16 protein-coding genes and 1 pseudogene are annotated in these 16,567 nt (G+C 63.2%); 5 read left to right on the top strand and 12 right to left on the bottom strand.

The genetic code is table 11. The features are described from left to right. Window positions 1–85: 85 nt before the first annotated feature. From holA to ACMUOY_RS03260, 7 genes are all read right to left on the bottom strand, one after another. Window positions 86–1,207 (bottom strand): DNA polymerase III subunit delta, encoded by a 1,122-nt coding sequence (gene holA, locus ACMUOY_RS03290; protein WP_413891057.1) that lies wholly within the window; start codon window positions 1,205–1,207, stop codon window positions 86–88. Between the two features lie 110 nt (window positions 1,208–1,317). Continuing rightward, window positions 1,318–1,875 (bottom strand): LPS assembly lipoprotein LptE, encoded by a 558-nt coding sequence (gene lptE, locus ACMUOY_RS03285; protein ID WP_413891055.1) that lies wholly within the window; start codon window positions 1,873–1,875, stop codon window positions 1,318–1,320. A 1-nt stretch (window position 1,876) separates the two neighbouring features. Then, window positions 1,877–4,555 carry a leucine--tRNA ligase gene (gene leuS / locus ACMUOY_RS03280; protein ID WP_413891053.1) on the bottom strand — a complete coding sequence of 893 codons (2,679 nt, stop codon included), beginning with the start codon at window positions 4,553–4,555 and terminating at the stop codon, window positions 1,877–1,879. 93 nt (window positions 4,556–4,648) lie between these two features. Continuing rightward, window positions 4,649–5,083, bottom strand: coding sequence for an ExbD/TolR family protein (locus ACMUOY_RS03275; RefSeq protein WP_413891341.1), 435 nt, complete (start codon window positions 5,081–5,083; stop codon window positions 4,649–4,651). 87 nt (window positions 5,084–5,170) lie between these two features. Further along, window positions 5,171–5,755: a MotA/TolQ/ExbB proton channel family protein gene (locus ACMUOY_RS03270; RefSeq protein ID WP_413891339.1), complete on the bottom strand. Its 585-nt coding sequence runs from the start codon at window positions 5,753–5,755 to the stop codon at window positions 5,171–5,173. Between the two features lie 65 nt (window positions 5,756–5,820). Then, on the bottom strand, window positions 5,821–6,636 hold the full coding sequence (gene dapB, locus ACMUOY_RS03265) for a 4-hydroxy-tetrahydrodipicolinate reductase (protein WP_413891051.1): 816 nt from the start codon (window positions 6,634–6,636) through the stop codon (window positions 5,821–5,823). A 30-nt stretch (window positions 6,637–6,666) separates the two neighbouring features. Beyond that, a complete protein-coding gene (locus ACMUOY_RS03260) occupies window positions 6,667–7,200 on the bottom strand; it encodes an outer membrane protein assembly factor BamE (RefSeq protein ID WP_413891337.1) in 534 nt (177 codons plus the stop codon). 85 nt (window positions 7,201–7,285) lie between these two features. On the opposite strand from ACMUOY_RS03260, the gene fur reads away from it, so the two are divergent. After that, window positions 7,286–7,714, top strand: a complete 429-nt coding sequence (gene fur / locus ACMUOY_RS03255) for a ferric iron uptake transcriptional regulator (protein WP_413891049.1) — start codon at window positions 7,286–7,288, stop codon at window positions 7,712–7,714. A 94-nt stretch (window positions 7,715–7,808) separates the two neighbouring features. Here the strand turns inward: fur and hprK are convergent, their stop codons facing one another. The 3 genes from hprK to hpf all read right to left on the bottom strand — a co-directional run bounded on the left by hprK (window position 7,809) and on the right by hpf (window position 9,714). Then, entirely contained in the window at window positions 7,809–8,765 is a 957-nt protein-coding gene (gene hprK / locus ACMUOY_RS03250; RefSeq protein WP_413891047.1) for an HPr kinase/phosphorylase, read from the bottom strand. Between the two features lie 4 nt (window positions 8,766–8,769). Continuing rightward, window positions 8,770–9,237: a PTS sugar transporter subunit IIA gene (locus ACMUOY_RS03245; protein ID WP_413891045.1), complete on the bottom strand. Its 468-nt coding sequence runs from the start codon at window positions 9,235–9,237 to the stop codon at window positions 8,770–8,772. A gap of 147 nt (window positions 9,238–9,384) precedes the next feature. Beyond that, window positions 9,385–9,714 carry a ribosome hibernation-promoting factor, HPF/YfiA family gene (gene hpf, locus ACMUOY_RS03240; protein WP_413891043.1) on the bottom strand — a complete coding sequence of 110 codons (330 nt, stop codon included), beginning with the start codon at window positions 9,712–9,714 and terminating at the stop codon, window positions 9,385–9,387. A 411-nt stretch (window positions 9,715–10,125) separates the two neighbouring features. Here hpf and corA point away from each other — a divergent pair, with 411 nt between their 5' ends. From corA to mtnA, 4 genes are read left to right on the top strand one after another with little or no spacing between them, the layout of a single operon-like run. After that, entirely contained in the window at window positions 10,126–11,112 is a 987-nt protein-coding gene (corA, locus tag ACMUOY_RS03235; RefSeq protein WP_413891041.1) for a magnesium/cobalt transporter CorA, read from the top strand. Next, window positions 11,100–11,993, top strand: a complete 894-nt coding sequence (locus tag ACMUOY_RS03230; RefSeq protein WP_413891039.1) for an S-methyl-5'-thioadenosine phosphorylase — start codon at window positions 11,100–11,102, stop codon at window positions 11,991–11,993. Before corA ends, ACMUOY_RS03230 begins: the two co-directional genes overlap by 13 nt. Window positions 11,994–12,020: 27 nt before the next feature. Beyond that, window positions 12,021–12,677, top strand: coding sequence for a class II aldolase/adducin family protein (locus tag ACMUOY_RS03225; RefSeq protein ID WP_413891037.1), 657 nt, complete (start codon window positions 12,021–12,023; stop codon window positions 12,675–12,677). Continuing rightward, window positions 12,674–13,747 carry an S-methyl-5-thioribose-1-phosphate isomerase gene (gene mtnA, locus ACMUOY_RS03220; RefSeq protein ID WP_413891035.1) on the top strand — a complete coding sequence of 358 codons (1,074 nt, stop codon included), beginning with the start codon at window positions 12,674–12,676 and terminating at the stop codon, window positions 13,745–13,747. The genes ACMUOY_RS03225 and mtnA overlap by 4 nt, the downstream gene beginning before the upstream one ends. 16 nt (window positions 13,748–13,763) lie before the next feature. Here the strand turns inward: mtnA and ACMUOY_RS03215 are convergent, their stop codons facing one another. Next, entirely contained in the window at window positions 13,764–15,443 is a 1,680-nt protein-coding gene (locus ACMUOY_RS03215; protein ID WP_413891033.1) for a long-chain-fatty-acid--CoA ligase, read from the bottom strand. Window positions 15,444–15,692: 249 nt separating this feature from the next. After that, window positions 15,693–16,567, bottom strand: a pseudogene (locus ACMUOY_RS03210) (IS3 family transposase); the annotation flags it as partial.

Genomic DNA, 16,567 nt, shown 5'->3' with positions numbered 1-16,567 from the left:
TCAACGAGACACCACCTCGTATTCTTCGGAAATCCCGCCCCTGGACGAGGCCACAGGTCGGCGGAGGAAACTCCGCTCGCGGTCGCTATGCGGAAGGCTGCCGCCCCGGCCGGACAACAGCTGTCGCGGCGCTTGGGCTGCCCACGCGGGCAGCCGGGCCGGTCATGCATGCCCGGCACACATCCAGTGCCAGCCGGTGCAGCGCCTGCCAGCCGCTGGCCGGCCAGTCGGGCTGTTTGAGGCCTTTGACGATGCCGTCCACCACATGGGCATCCTGCAGCCACTGCGCCATCTGGCGATCGCTCAGGCGTGGCAGCACGCGCTCGAACAGGCGTTCCCGCGGGCCCCAGACCCGCTCCTCGCGCAGGGCCAGAGGCAGCGGTCGGCCGGCGTTCATGGCGTCCTTCACGCGCTTGAGCGCGCGGATGTCCTCGGCCAGCGTGAAATGAACCAGCACTTCGGCCTCACCCTCGGCCCGCAGGCCGTCAAGCATGCGTTGCGCGCGCGCGATCTGCCCACCCAGCACAGCCTCCGACAGCTTGAAAACGTCGTAGCGGGCCACGTTCAGTACGGCATTCTCCACCTGTTCGAAGCTGAGCTCGCCCTCAGGGTATAGCAGCGCCAGTTTCTGGACTTCCTGATGTGCCGCCAGCAGGTTGCCCTCCACGCGGTCCGCAAAGAACTGCAGCGTGCGCTGGCCCTCTTCGCCGGACGTCACCCTCTGGCGCTGCCGCTGCAGACGCTGCGCGATCCAATGGGGCAGCGCCGCGCGCTCCACCGGGTCGATCGAGATCGTCACACCCGCGTTTTCCAGGGCGACGAACCAGGCGCTTGTGCGGGTGGCTTTGTCCAGCCGGGGCAGGACGAACAGCAGCAGCGTGCTGTCATTATCGCGCGCACTCTCAGCCAGTTGCTGGATGGCCACGCTGCCGTCCTTGCCCGGCTTGCCGGACAGGATGCGGATTTCGACAATCTGCCGCTCGGCGAACAAGCTCAGCGAGCCGCCGGCCGCCAGCACCTCGCTCCAGTCGAAATGCGCTCCGGCCACGGTATGCACGGTGCGCTCGGTGAAGCCCTGGGCTCGCCCAGCCGCGCGAAGGGCATCCCCGGCCTCCTGGATCAGCAGGGGCTCATCACCATGCAAGGTGTAAAGCGAACGCAGGCCTTTTTGGACATGGGCGGGGAGCTGGGCAGCAGCAAGTTGCATGGCGATTCAAAGAAACCCAACGATGGGGCGGCGCGTGGTGCGGCAGTCCCCTGATCGGTTGGGGACAGAGCTGGCGCGCTGCGCGTCGCTGCGGTCTGTCCTACAAGTTCTCATAATTCCCTCACCGCCGCCAGTCGCAGCATGATCTGCTGCACAAGTTCAGACTGCATGCTGCGAAACAACAATGACTCCTCCGCCTCCTTGCCCAGGGCGGCGCTTTCGCTGTAGCTGACGTCGCGCTGTTGCAGCAGCTCCGCGTCCGCGATCAACAACTTTCCCGCCGGCGTGCGCAGGTTGAATCGAACCGTCATGCGCAGCGTGAACTCCTGCACCTGTCCGCTCGAGTTCTGGGCCACCACGACCTTCTCCTGCAGGCTCGACAGCAGCTCCAGCACCACATCTGCTCCGGCCATCTCGCGCGGTTCCATGAGCACCTGCACCTTGTCGGACGTCGCGATGCTGCGCCGCAGTTCGTTGGCCAGCGAAGCGGCGGCGCCCGGGTTGATATAGATGGTCCTGAAGGCGAAATTGGGAGCCTGGCGCAGCTTGAAGCCGCAGGCACCCAGCGTCAGCACGGCCCCGGCAGCCAGCACGCCACGGCGCGACCACGCGAGCAGGGCATGCCGGTCACCCGCACCGCCCAGGAGGCCGGCAGCGGACTGTTTCACCTCAGACCACCACATTGACCAGGCGCCCCGGCACCAGGATGACACGCTTGATGGCGCCCTGGGTGGCCTGATTGAGGAAGGCTTCACTGGACAGCGCAACCGCCTCGATCTCCTCCTTCGACGCCTTCGCCGGCACTCGGATGGAGCCGCGCAGCTTGCCATTGACCTGCAGCATGAGCTCGATCTCGTCCTGGACGAGGGCCGCCTCGTCGACCCGGGGCCAGGGCGCATCAAGCAGTTCGCCGTGTACGCCGGCGTAGCCCAGGGCCTGCCAGAGCGCATGGGTGACGTGCGGGGTGGCCGGGTACAGGCCGCGCAGCAGGATGCCAAAGCCCTCGGCCGTAGCCACAGCGTCCCCTTCGGAGCCATCGGACCTGAAGTCTTCCAGCGCATTGATCATCTTCATCGCGCCCGAGACCACGGTGTTGTACTGCATGCGCTGGTAGTCGTAGTCCACCTGCTTGAGCACCGTGTGGATCTCCAGCCGCAAGGCCTTCGCATTCTTGCCGAATTCAACGATCTTTTTGCCACTTCCCAGCGTCGAATGGTTGTATTTAGCTACATTTTCTGTAGCTTCCAACTTGACGCCGAAGTTCCACACCCGGCGCAGGAAGCGGTAGCTGCCCTCTACGGCTGCGTCGTTCCACTCCAGCGTGGCTTCCGGGGGCGCGGTGAACATGGTGTACAGGCGCGCCGTGTCGGCGCCGTACTTCTCGATCAGGTCCTGCGGGTCGACCCCGTTGTTCTTGGACTTGCTCATCGTGCCCACCCCTTCATAGGTGATGGGGGTGCCGGCAGGCAGGTCGCCCTTGGCCTGCTTCAGCCGGGCGCCGGTGATCTTGCCGCTGTCGTCATGGACGTCTTCCACTTCGTTCGGCCAGAAGTATTCGATGCCGCCCTTCTCGCCCTTGCGCGAGTAAATGTGGTTCAGCACCATGCCCTGCGTCAACAGTTTGGTGAAGGGCTCGTCCACCTTCACCAGGCCCAGGTCGCGCATAACCTTGGTCCAGAAGCGCGCATACAGCAGGTGCAGGATGGCGTGCTCGATGCCACCGATGTACTGGTCCATCGGCATCCAGTAGTCGGCGCCCTCGGCGACCATCGCCTGGTCATTGGCGGGGTCACAGTAGCGCATGAAATACCAGGAACTGTCGACGAAGGTGTCCATGGTGTCGGTCTCGCGCCGTGCCGGCTTGCCGCAGACCGGACAGGTCACGCCGGCATGGAAGCCTTCATGCTTGTGCAGCGGGTTGCCCGAACCATCGGGGATGCAGTCCTGGGGCAGCACGACCGGCAGGTCTTTCTCGGGCACCGGCACCGCGCCATGATCGTGGCAATGGATGATCGGGATCGGCGTGCCCCAGTAGCGCTGGCGGCTCACCCCCCAGTCGCGCAGACGCCAGGTGGTCTTGCGCTCGCCCAGGCCTTCGCGCGCCAGCGCATGGGCCACCGCATGCACCGCCTCCTGGTAGGGCATGCCGCTGAAAACGTCGGAGTTGATCGTGATGCCGCGCTGCTTGTCGGCATACCAGTCCTGCCACTGGTGGTAGTCGTAGTGCAGGCCATCCACATGCACCACCTGCACGATGCGCAGGCCGTACTTGAGGGCGAAAGCGAAGTCGCGCTCGTCGTGCGCCGGCACGCCCATCACTGCGCCGTCGCCGTAGCTCATCAGCACGTAGTTGCCCACCCAGAGATCGATCGGCTTTCCGGTGAGCGGATGGGTCACCTGCAGGCCGGTGGCCATGCCCTTCTTCTCCTGGGTGGCGAGTTCGGCTTCGGTGGTGCCGCCATTGCGGCATTCCTCAATGAACGCTGCCAGTTCGGCATTGGTTTTCGCGGCGTGCACTGCGAGAGGATGCTCCGGCGCCACGGCGCAGAAGGTGACACCCATGATGGTGTCGGCGCGCGTGGTGAAGACGTACATGCGCCCGTCGCCGATCAGGCCGCCCGAGCCATCCTTGATGTCGTGGGTGAACGCGAACCGCACGCCCTCGGACTTTCCGATCCAGTTTTCCTGCATCAGCTTGACGCGTTCCGGCCAACCCGGCAGTCCGGTCTTGACATGCTCCAGCAGTTCTTCGGCGTAGTCGGTGATCTTGAGGTAATAGCCGGGAATCTCCCGCTTTTCCACCACAGCGCCGGTGCGCCAGCCTTTGCCGTCGATAACCTGCTCGTTGGCCAGCACCGTCTGGTCCACCGGATCCCAGTTGACGACCTGGGTCTTGCGGTAGGCAATGCCTTTTTCCAGCATCTTCAGGAACAGCCACTGGTTCCACTTGTAGTAGCTGGGGTCGCAGGTGGCCACCTCGCGGCTCCAGTCGATGGCCAACCCCATCGCCTGCATCTGCTGCTTCATGTAGGCGATGTTCTCGTAGGTCCACTTCGCGGGCGGCACGCCGTTCTTCAGCGCTGCGTTTTCCGCCGGCAGGCCGAAGGCATCCCAACCCATGGGCATCAGCACGTTGAAGCCGTTCATGCGCAGATGGCGCGTCAGCATGTCGTTGATCGTGTAATTGCGCACATGGCCCATGTGCAGCTTGCCGCTCGGATAGGGCAGCATGGAACAGGCGTAGAACTTCTTCTTGCCCGCATCCTCGGTCACGCGGTAGGCATCACGGGCAATCCAGTGGCTGTGCGCGGCGCGCTCCACCTCGGTGTGGTTGTACTTGTCTTGCATGGGAACAATCATGAACGCCGCCGTCGGACGGCGGTGGGTTGGCTACTGCCGACGATTTTAGGCGTTCGGGGCGCAGCCCCGCGCCCAAGGCACCTATCGTTTGGCGGGTGTGGCTTTCAGCGGATCGGCAACAAAGCCGATCCGGGACAGGCCGGCCTTCTGCGCCAGACCGATCACCTCGACCACGCGGCCATAAGGCACGCCCTCGTCCGCGCGCAACTGGACCTCGGTATCGGCGCGCCGGCTGGCCAGCTGGGCCAGACGGGCGCCCAACTCATCGGGTGTGAGCGGCTGGTCGTCCAGGTAGGATTGGCCGGCCTTGTCCACCACCACAGAGACAAACGCGGGCGCGTCTCCGGGCTGCGCGTTCTCGGCTCGGGGCAGGTCCAGCCGGATGGAGCTGGCCATAAGGGGTGCGGTGATGATGAAGATCACCACCAGCACCAGCATCACGTCCACCAGAGGGGTGACATTGATGTCGCTGAAGGGCTGCGGCCCTTCGCGACGCTCAAGCCGTCCGAACGCCATGACGATGCCCGCCTGCGGCAGGGCGCCCCATCCGCGGCGAGCGCCGCATCTCACGATCGCGCTGCAATCCAGGAAGCCCGTTGCCGTTCATCTGGCCACTCCGTCGTGATTGGCCAGCAGTTCACGCAGGTCGCGCGCAAAACCTTCAAGTTCGGCTTCGATACGGCCGATCTGCCGTCCGAAGATGTTGTAGGCCAGCACCGCCGGAATCGCCACGGCCAGGCCAGCGGCGGTCATGATCAGCGCTTCGCCGACCGGGCCGGCCACTCTGTCGATCGTGATCTGCCCGGCGCTCGCGATACTGGTGAGTGCGTGATAAATGCCCCAGACCGTCCCTAGCAATCCCACGAAGGGCGCAGTCGAACCCACCGTTGCCAACAGCACCTGGCCATATTGCAGCTTGTTCACAGCAACATGAAGGGCATCCCGCAACACTCGGGTCAGTTGCTGGGCCCTGTCACCCGCAGCAGCCAGCGTCCCGGACGCCTCCGCCCGCGTGGCCGCGATCAGCGGCAGGACCAGCGCCTCCCGGTCAAATGGGGACAAGCGCTGCCGCGCATCGGCCAGCGACGCCGATTGCCAGAACGCGGCAACGCTGCGCGCGACATCTGTGCGGGCCCGCGGCAACAACCAGACCTTCCAGAGGATCACGACCCAGCTGGCCACCGACATGCCCAGCAGCAACAGCGCCACCAGCCGGCTGACCGCATCGCCCTGCGCGATCAGCTGAAAGTAGCTCACTTCAACCCCAGCACGTCGGCCATGTCGTACAGACCCTTCTTGCGGCCCGCCAGAAACCGGACCGCACGCAGGCTCCCCTGGGCGTAGGTGGCACGGCTTGATGACTTGTGCGAGATCTCGATACGCTCGCCGGTGCCTGCGAACAGCACGGTATGGTCGCCGACGATGTCCCCGCCGCGGATGGTCGCAAAACCGATCGACGAAGGATCGCGCTCGCCGGTGACACCTTCACGGGCATACACGGCACAGTCTTTCAGGTCGCGGCCCAGTGCGCCGGCGATCACCTCGCCCATCTTCAACGCCGTGCCCGAGGGCGCATCCACCTTGTGGCGATGGTGGGCTTCGATAATCTCGATGTCGTAGCCGGTGGACAGCGCCTTGGCGGCCATCTCCAGCAGCTTCAGGGTCACGTTCACGCCCACACTCATGTTGGGCGCCATGACAATGGCGATCTCGCGGGCGGCATCAGCGATTTCGGCCTTCTGCGCCTCGGTGAAGCCAGTGGTACCAATGACCAGATTCACACCCAGCGCGCGACAGACCTGCAGGTGCGCCAGCGTGCCTTCCGGTCGCGTGAAATCGATCAGCACCTGGGCATTCGCCAGCCCGGCCGCCAGATCGGCGGTGATCACCGGGCCCGAAGTCGCACCCATAAAACCGCTGGCCAGCTGGCCGATGGCGGGGCTGGACGCGATGTCCAGGGCGCCGGCCAATTCGCAGTCACCGGACGCGACGATGGCCTCGATGAGCATGTGACCCATGCGCCCGGAGGCGCCGGCCACAGCCACTTGATGATGGGCGTTCGGGGTCATGGTCACAGGCCCTGTTCGGGTCAGCGCAGGTTATTCCAGCGGGGGATAGGTCCCCGGCGTGATGCCGCCTGGCGGCGCCGCCAGGGCAGCGGCGGGCACCGGGTACTTGCCCAGATCCTCCTCGGACGCTTCCAGCAAAGGGATCTTGCGCGAACTCTTCACGGCATCGAAACGGGCAACAAACTCGGCTTCGGTCGGCATGGTGTCGCCGGTGACCCGGTCCATGACGTCCCCATTGAAATAGACCGTCAAGCGGTATTTCTGCGTCTCGGTGCCGCGCCGCTCCAGCGTGAAAACGTAGTCCCAACGATCGGCATGAAACACACTGGCGATCAGCGGCGTGCCCAGGACGTCGCGCACCTGCTGGCGGGTCATGCCCGGCTTGAGGAATTCGACCTGCTCGCGCGATACAAAATTGCCCTGAACCACGTCATTCTTGTAGGGGTCGACCAGCTTGCGCGCGCCGTCCAGATAGCCGCACCCGGCCAGCAAGGCAGCAGCCATCCCGGCTACTGTGGCCAGGGTGAAGGTGCGACGGACGCCGTAACGGAACATGGCAGGCATGGGCATGAAGCAAACGATATGATCGCCTCATTGTAGCGGCTGGGTTCCGGCCGGACAGCCATCCGTGCGACGGAGAAAACACCCTATGGCCAACATTGACGAACTCAAGAGCACCGGGCTCAAGGCCACTCTGCCGCGCCTGAAGATCCTGGAGATCTTCCAGCAAGGCGGCCAGCGCCACATGACGGCCGAAAACGTGTTCCGGGTTCTTCTGGAGGAACGCTCCGACATTGGCCTGGCCACGGTGTACCGCGTGCTGACCCAGTTCGAACAGGCCGGCATTCTCAGCCGCAGCCATTTTGAATCGGGCAAAGCCGTCTACGAACTCAACGAAGGGCAGCACCATGACCATCTGGTCTGCCTGGACTGTGGCAGGGTCGAGGAGTTCTACGATGCCGAGATCGAAAAACGCCAGAACGATGTGGCCACCACCAAAGGCTTCGTCATCGCCGACCATGCGCTGAGCCTGTACGCCCATTGCACGCGTGCCAACTGCACGCACCGGACGAAGTGAGGCGCCCGAAGCCTTTCAAAACCCAAAAAAGACGAAAAAATGGCGCCTTCCCAGCGCCAGATTGTCATATGAAGCTAGCAAAAGCGTAGCAATTTCAATGGCCGTGGCCCTTTTCCATCGCTCGGCGGTGACGCTCGACGAACTCCTGATAGGTATCAATGCCACGCAGCTGAAGGATGGCGCTGCGAACCGCCGCCTCCACCAGCACGGCGATGTTTCGTCCTGCCACAACCTGTATCACCACCTTGCGCACCGGCACGCCCAGCACGTCCTGGGTCAGGGGTTCGTACGGAAGCCGCTCATACTCCCGCTCCATCGTCTCGCGCCGCACCAGATGCACGATGAGCTTGAGGCGCATCTTGCGCCGCACCGCGGTCTCACCAAAAATGGCGCGAATGTCCAGCAGGCCGATGCCGCGGACTTCCAGCAGGTTCTGCAGCAACTCCGGGCAGCGTCCTTCGATCGTGGTCTGGTTGATACGATACAAGTCCACCGCGTCATCGGCCACCAGGCCATTGCCTCGTGAAATCAGTTCAAGACCCAGTTCGCTCTTGCCCAGGCCCGACTCGCCCGTGATCATCACGCCGAGTCCGAGAATGTCCATGAACACGCCATGCATGCTGGTGCGATCGGCGAAATGTTTGGACAGGTAGGCGCGCAGGACGTCAATGACGAAAGCCGACGACTCGCGGGTCGAGAACATCGGCAGTTGCGCTCGCTCGCACATGGACAGCAGCGCGGGCGGCGCGGCCTGTCCGTCGGCCAGAACCAGCACTGGCGGCTCCAGTGTCACGATGCGCGCGATGCGCCGGGCACAGTCCTCGGGGGTGGCGTTCGTCAGGTAAGCAACCTCACGCACGCCCAGGATCTGCAACCGGTACGGATGGATGTAATTCAGGTACCCGACCAGGTCGGCTCCGGAGCGGGCCTCGCGGATGGCGACCTCGTCGAAGCGGCGCTCCGAGGCGCCGAGACCGGCAACCCATTCCCAGTGCAAGGTCCCCCGGTGGTCCTCGAACAAGACATCCGCACTGACGACCGTGGGTTTCAAGGACTCAGGCGGGCTGGGCCGACTGCCATGCGGCAATCATGTGATGCAACTGCACCGAGTCGGCGCAGGACTTGATCCGTTCACGCAAGGCGCTGTCACTGAGCAGCTCGGCGATTTCAGAGAGAATTTCCAGATGCTTTTGCGTGGCCGCCTCTGGCACCAGCAGGAAGATCAGCAGGGCAACCGGCTGTTCGTCCGGTGCGTCAAATCCGATCGGCCGCGAAAGCTGGAAAACGGCAGCCATCGGCGCTTTCAGGCCTTTGATCCGTCCATGGGGAATGGCCACGCCATGACCGAGCCCGGTGGAACCGAGCCGTTCGCGTGCAAACAGGCTGTCGGTCACGACCGCACGACTGAGTCCATGCAGGTTCTCAAACAGCAGGCCCACTTCCTCAAAAGCGCGCTTCTTGCTGGTGGCCTCGACAGTCACAAGGACCTGCGAGGCGGGAAGGATGGCTGCGAGTCGATTCATGGTTCGAAGAAGCCGCATTATGCACGCACCTCTATGGTCGCCCCGTGACGCCTGAATGTCCGGGATCTCGCCGCGAAATGGCACGCGCACGCCAAAAAAAAGCCGCCTGAAGAACCAGGCGGCCCCGTTCCCGGGATGGCCGTGCCCTTACATCAGGCGCTTGGCCGTATCGTGCTTGTGCTCCTGCACCTTGCTCTTGTGCCGGACCACCTGGCGGTCCAGCTTGTCGACAAGTTCATCAACGGCGGCGTACAGATCCTCGTGCGAACTCTCCGCAAAGAGATCGCTACCCTTGACATGGATGTTGCATTCGGCGCGCTGTCGTTTTTCCTTTTCTTTCTGCTTCTCCACGGTAAGCAGCACTTTGACATCAACGACCTGGTCAAAATGCCGGGTGATCCGATCAAGCTTGGTGGTCACGTAGGTACGCAGGGCCGGGGTGACTTCGAGATGGTGACCGCTGATCGTCAAGTTCATGAGGAGCCTCCTGTTGCTCTCTGGGTTGAAAAAGCCGCCTTTTCTTCAAACGGCCAAGGGAATCGAATTCTTCCCTCGCAATGACTATGCCCCCGTTGACGTCGAAAAGCAATCCCGGCCACCCCACACGCCATGCCGCAGGCGGCCCGAATCACCGTCAACCCTGCAAGTGGTTGACGGTGATCAGATTTTTCGGTATCCACCGCCCCCCGGTGCCGGCTTTCCCTTGCGCCACGCAAGGTCAAGCGCGGGGCTATCAAGCGCATGCTGCAATGCGATAATCGCGCGTCGTTTTCTGGAGCCCCTCATGGAACCCTACCCAAGTCGGTAGCTTTCAACTCCCCTGCTGGCATGGGGTTGAAAGCGAAAGTCCCCACTCGCCAGACCCAGCCAACCCCATGGGAGTGAGCCATGCTCAACATATTCACGCTTGCCAACGGGCGCCTGTTCCAGGAAGAGATCGAATCGCTCGAGGAGCTGTCCCGGTTCCAGCCGATCTGGGTGGATCTCGAATCGCCCACGATCGAAGAGAAACGCTGGATCAAACAGTATTACGGCCTGTCCATTCCTGACGACGCAATGTCGGAGGACATTGAGGAATCCGCGCGGTTCTACGAAGAAGACAATGGCGAGCTGCACATCCGCAGCGACTTCCTGATTGCAGACGATGACGCGCCGCGCCAGGTCCGGGTGGCGTTCATCCTGAACCAGCACAACGCCGAGCTCAAGAGCCGAGGCGTCCTGTTTTCGATTCACGACGAGGATGTTCCGGTGTTTCGCCTGTTGCGCATGCGCGCCCGGCGCGCACCGGGGCTGATCGAAGATGCCAAGGAAGTCTTGCTGAAGCTCTTCGACGCCGATGCCGAGTACTCAGCCGACACGCTGGAGGGCATCTACGATGAGCTGGAAAAAGCCGGCACGCTGGTGCTGTCCGGCGACGTGACCGACGCCATGGCCGGCGAGGTACTGGGCGCCATTGCGCGGCAGGAAGACATGAACGGCCGCATCCGGCGCAACATGATGGACACGCGTCGCGCGGTCAGCTTCATGATGCGCAGCAAGATGCTCAATGCCGAGCAATTCGAGGATGCACGTCAGTTGCTGCGTGACATCGACTCGCTGGATTCGCACACCGCGTTTCTGTTCGACAAGATCAACTTCCTGATGGATGCCACCGTGGGTTTCATCAACATCAACCAGAACAAGATCATCAAGATCTTCTCGGTGGCCAGCGTTGCCCTGCTGCCACCCACGCTGATTGCCAGCATCTACGGCATGAACTTTCAGCACATGCCGGAACTCGCCCAGAGCTGGGGCTATCCGTATGCGCTGGTGCTCATGGTGGCCAGCGCCCTGGTGCCCATGTGGTACTTCCGGCGCCGGGGGTGGCTGAAGTGAAGCCCGGGAACCAGCCGGTCATCGGCATTCTGGGTGGCAGCGGCGTCTACGACATCGACGGGCTGGACAACAAGCGATGGGTGACCATCGACACGCCGTTTGGCACACCTTCGGATGCCCTGCTGTTCGGTGACCTGTGCGGACAATCGATGGTCTTCCTGCCGCGCCATGGCCGCGGCCACCGGATACCACCGAGTGAAATCAACTTCCGCGCCAACATCGATGCGCTCAAGCGCGCGGGCGTCACCGACCTCATCTCGGTCAGCGCGGTGGGTTCGCTGCACGAGGCGCTCGCCCCCGGCACCTTCGTGCTGGTCGACCAGTTCATCGACCGGACCTTTGCGCGCGAAAAGAGTTTTTTCACCACCGGCATGGTGGCCCATGTGTCGATGGCGCACCCGGTGTGCTCACGCCTGAGCGGCCATCTGGAGTTGGCCGCGCGGACCGCGGGCATTCCCGTCGTGCGCGGTGGCACCTACCTCGTGATGGAGGGGCCCCAGTTTTCCACGCTGGCCGAATCGGAGCTGTACCGCAGCTGGCGATGCGATGTCATCGGCATGACCAACATGCCCGAAGCCAAGCTGGCCCGTGAGGCCGAGATCTGCTACGCGACCGTGGCCATGGTTACCGACTATGACTGCTGGCATCCCGGCCATGAAGCCGTGACTGTGGATCAGGTCATCCACGTGCTGCTGGCCAACGCCGACAAGGCGCGCAGCCTGATTCGCCAGGTGGCGCCCGCATTGAAACACGACACCGACGCCGCGGCTTGCGGGTGCCGGCATGCGCTGGATCACGCACTGATCACGGCGGAGGCAGCCCGGGACCTAGCCGTCCTGGCGCGGCTCGATGCGGTGGCCGGCCGCGTTCTGAGGGCCTGAATGTCCATACCCGCAGTCAGGTCCGCAGTGCTGGAAGCGCAATTGCGTCAACATCTGGTCGACATCTCGCGTGAGTTGGTCGGGCTCGGCCTGAACCGAGGCACGTCGGGCAATGCAGGTGTCCGCTTGGGCGAGCACTTTCTGGTCACGCCGTCTGGGGTTCCAGCGGCCGACCTTACGCCCCAGGACATGGTCCTTCTCGACTTTTCCGGGGTGATCCTGGGGCCCGGGCGGCCATCGAGCGAATGGCGGCTGCACCGCGATGTGCTCGCGGCACAGCCTGAAATTCAGGCCGTGATCCACACCCATGCACCTTTTGCCACCAGCCTGGCCTGCCTGGGCGCCGACCTGCCGCCTTTTCACTACATGATCGCCGTGGCCGGTGGACGCACCATTCGATGCGCGCCTTATGCGCTGTTCGGCACGCAGGCGCTGTCGGATCGGGCCCTGGTGGCATTGGAGGGACGCAAGGCCTGCCTGCTCGCCAATCACGGGATGATCGCATTGGGCCGAGACCTTGATGAGGCCCTGGCGCTCAGCATCGAAGTGGAATCGCTGTGCGAAATGTATTGGCGCGCCAGCCAGATCGGCGCACCGGTCATCCTGAGCGATGAAGAGATGGACGAGGTGATCGAGCGATTCCAGCACTACGGTCGCCGCAACGGTGAAGCTGAAACCCAATGACGAACCCCAAGGCCCAAACAACGGTCGAAACCCTGCGCTGGCGAAGCGAGCGACTGGAATTGATCGACCAGCGGGTGCTTCCGGCAAAGATCGAATGTGTCGCTTGCGATTCGGCCGCATCCGTGGCACAGGCAATAAGGGACATGGTGGTGCGCGGGGCACCTGCCATCGGCTGCGCTGCCGCCTACGGCGTGGCGCTGGAGGCGTTGCGCCACCGCGATGCCGGCGTTGAACCGTTTCGCGCCGCGATGGCGCAAGCCTTCGAAGTGCTGGCCGCCAGTCGGCCGACCGCCGTCAACCTGTTCTGGGCACTGGCCAGAATGCGGTCGCTGATCCGGCAGAGCGCGGAACTCTTACCGCCGGAATTGGCCGATGCCTTGTTGGCGCTGGCCCATGAAATCCTTGCCGAGGATGTCCGGATCAACCGGGCGATGGGCGCACACGGCGCAGCCCTGCTGGCCGACGGCGCCCGCGTGCTGACGCACTGCAATGCCGGAGCGTTGGCCACAGGCGGTCACGGCACCGCGCTGGGCGTGATCCGCTCGGCTGTTGAGGCCGGCAAGCGCATTCAGGTGATCGCCGATGAAACCCGCCCGTTCCTGCAGGGTGCGCGACTCACCGCCTGGGAAATGGTGCAGGAACAGATTCCGGTCACGCTGATCACCGACAACATGGCGGGCTTCCTGATGAGCCTTGGTGAAGTGGATGCCGTGATCGTCGGGGCCGACCGGGTGGCCGCCAACGGCGACGTCGCGAACAAGATCGGCACTTACATGGTAGCCGTGCTGGCCCGCCGGCACGGCATTCCGTTCTATGTGGCCTGCCCGCTTTCCACCATCGATCTGACGATTGCCGACGGCGGAGCCATTCCGATCGAAGAACGGGCGGCCGCCGAGGTGACCGGCTTTCGCGAATGCCAATGGGCCGCCCACGGCGCCAAGGTGCGCAATCCGGCCTTTGATGTGACACCCGCCGACCTGGTGACGGCCCTGATCACGGAACGCGGTGTCATCCACCGCCCGGACACGCACGCCATCACCGCCCTCATGGCGGAAAGGCCTGCCGCCTGACGGTTGGGGCGTCCGCTTATTTCTTGTCCCGCAACTCGCGCCGAAGGATCTTGCCGACGGGCGTCTTGGGCAACTCCGCTCGGAACTCGATGATCTTGGGCTGCTTGTAGCCGGTGAGGTTGGCCTTGCAGTATTCGCGCACCTTGGCTTCCGTCAGCACGGGGTCCTTCTTGACCACCACCAGCTTCACCGCCTCGCCGGACTTGTCGTCGGCAATGCCCACCGCCGCGCACTCCAGCACCCCAGGACAATCTGCGACGACCTCTTCGACCTCGTTCGGATAGACGTTGAAACCGCTGACCAGGATCATGTCCTTCTTCCGGTCGACGATCTTGAACCAGCCGCGCTCGTCCATGACGCCCACATCACCGGTCTTGAAATAGCCGTCGGCCGTCATGACCTTGGCCGTCTCGTCAGGACGCTGCCAGTAGCCGGCCATCACCTGGGGGCCCTTGATCGCGATCTCGCCGGGCTGCCCGGGCATGGCGACCTCCACGCCATCGTCGTCAAGCAGCTTGAACCAGGTGCTGGGCAGGGGCACGCCTATCGTGCCCGAATACTCGGTGCTGGTGGTGGGATTGCAGCTGGCCGACGGACTGGTTTCGCTCAGGCCGTAGCCTTCGCAGATCGGGCAGCCCGTCTTTTCAAGCCAGAGCCGAGCCACCGCGCCCTGCACCGCGCTGCCCCCTCCCACGGAAACCTTGAGATGCTTCCAGTCCACGGTGTTGAAATCCGGGTGGTTGGCCATGCCGTTGAACAGCGTGTTCACGGCGGGGAAGCTGTGAATGGTGTGCTTGGCCAGTTCCTTGAACACGGCCGGCAGATCGCGCGGATTCGGGATCAGCACCAGCTTGCCGCCCATGCGCATCGACAGCATCATGCCCACCGTGAAGGCAAAGATGTGGTAGAGCGGAATGGCGCAAACGCCGGTGGGTTGCTCGCCTTTCGGGAGCTTGCTCATGACGGGCTGGTTCCAGACCTCGCTCTGCAGGACGTTGGCGATCACGTTGCGGTGCAACAGCACCGCGCCCTTGGAAACCCCGGTGGTGCCGCCGGTGTATTGCAGCACCGCCACGTCATCGCCCTTGATCGCGGGGGTCTTGAACGGTGCCTTGGTGCCTTGGGCGATGGCGGCATTGAAGCGAACGGCACCCGGCAGGTTGTAGGGCGGCACCATCTTCTTGACGTTGCGCACGGCCAGGTTGACCAGGGTGCCCTTCAGCAAGCCAAGCTGGTCGCCCATGGCGCACAGCACCACATGCTTGACCGGCGTATGGGCGATGCACTGCTCCAGCGTGGTCGCGAAGTTCTCGATGATGACGATGGCCTTGGCGCCGGAGTCCTTGAGCTGGTGCTCCAGTTCACGTGGCGTGTACAGCGGATTGACGTTGACCACCACCAGGCCCGCCCGCAGGATCGCCGCCACGGCCACAGGGTACTGCGGCACATTGGGCATCATGATGGCAACACGGTCTCCCTTGCTCAGACCCAGCCCCTGCAGGTAGCCCGCAAAGGCACGGCTCAGGCTGTCTGTTTGGGCATAGGTGATGTCCTTGCCCATGAAGCTGTAGGCGGTACGGCTGGCGTACTTCTTGAAGCTTTCCTCCATCAGTGCAACCAGCGACGGATACTGCGCGGCATTGATGTCAGCCGGCACACCCTCGGGGTAACTGCTCAGCCAGATGCGATCGGTCATTCGAAAGACTCCAAGCGTGTATGTAAAACTACGTATTCTGTCTTGAAACTGACAAGATTTTGGTATGTTTTCCCTAACCCTGCAATGTAGCGAAGGTAAGCGCACGTTTGCAGAGTTGCAGTGCGGAGATGTCTCAGGGCGAATACGAGGGACATACCCGTTTGGAAGCGCAAGATCGCGTTGGAGTTTGACATGTGACGCTACGTGCGCTGGCCTGCCCCGGGTTTCATGGAGGCTGTTTGGTTCAAGTCAGGCGTCCACTGTGGCTGCCTGAATGGCGAGTTGGCGATAGTAGTTTGCCTCAGCTTTTGCCGGAGGGATCAATATCCGATGGGTCCGAGCAGCCTGTGATGGTTGAACCATGACACCCACGCCAGCGTTGCCAGTTCCACGGATTCTCGGCTTGGCCAGGACCGGCGGTGAATCACCTCCGCCTTGTACAGCCCGTTGATCGTCTCGGCCAGGGCGTTGTCGTCACTGTCGCCCTTGCTGCCCACCGAGGGCTCGATGCCCGCTTCTGCCAAGCGCTCGCTGTATCGAATGCTGACGTATTGCGCCCCTCTGTCGGAATGGTGGGTCAAATGCACCATCGCGTTGCGGCTGTCTGTCGTACAGCGCCTGGGCATTCAGGACAAAGTCCGTGTGCATGGGGCTGCTCACACGCCAGCCCACGATGCGCCGTGCGTACACGTCGATCACAAAGACCACGTACAGCCAGCCTTGCCAGGTCGAAACATAGGTGAAATCCGATACCCGGAGCTGGTTGGGCCGATCTGCCTTGAACTGACTGCTGACCCGGTCCTGCGGACAGGGTGCCTTCATGTCGCTGATGGTGGTGCGTACCACCTTGCCGCGGCGCGCGCCCTGCAGCACCAGGCGTTTCATCAGACGCTCCACCGTGCAGCGGGCAATGCAAAAACCTTCGCGCTTCATCTGTTTCCAGACTTTGTCTGCACCGTAGACCTGTTTGTTGGCTTGTCAGACGCGCTCGATGTCAGTAATCAGCGTCTCGTCACGTTGGGCACGCGCGCAGCGCAGCCGCGGATTGCGTTGATGGGCGGCATGGCACCAATAGCCTGACGGGGCGATCTGCAGCACTTCGCAGATCGACTCGACCCCGTAGG

It is taken from the genome of Candidatus Skiveiella danica (assembly GCF_022705245.1).
GTDB lineage: Bacteria > Pseudomonadota > Gammaproteobacteria > Burkholderiales > Burkholderiaceae_C > Skiveiella > Skiveiella danica.
This window is presented reverse-complemented; position numbering and strand designations above follow the sequence as displayed.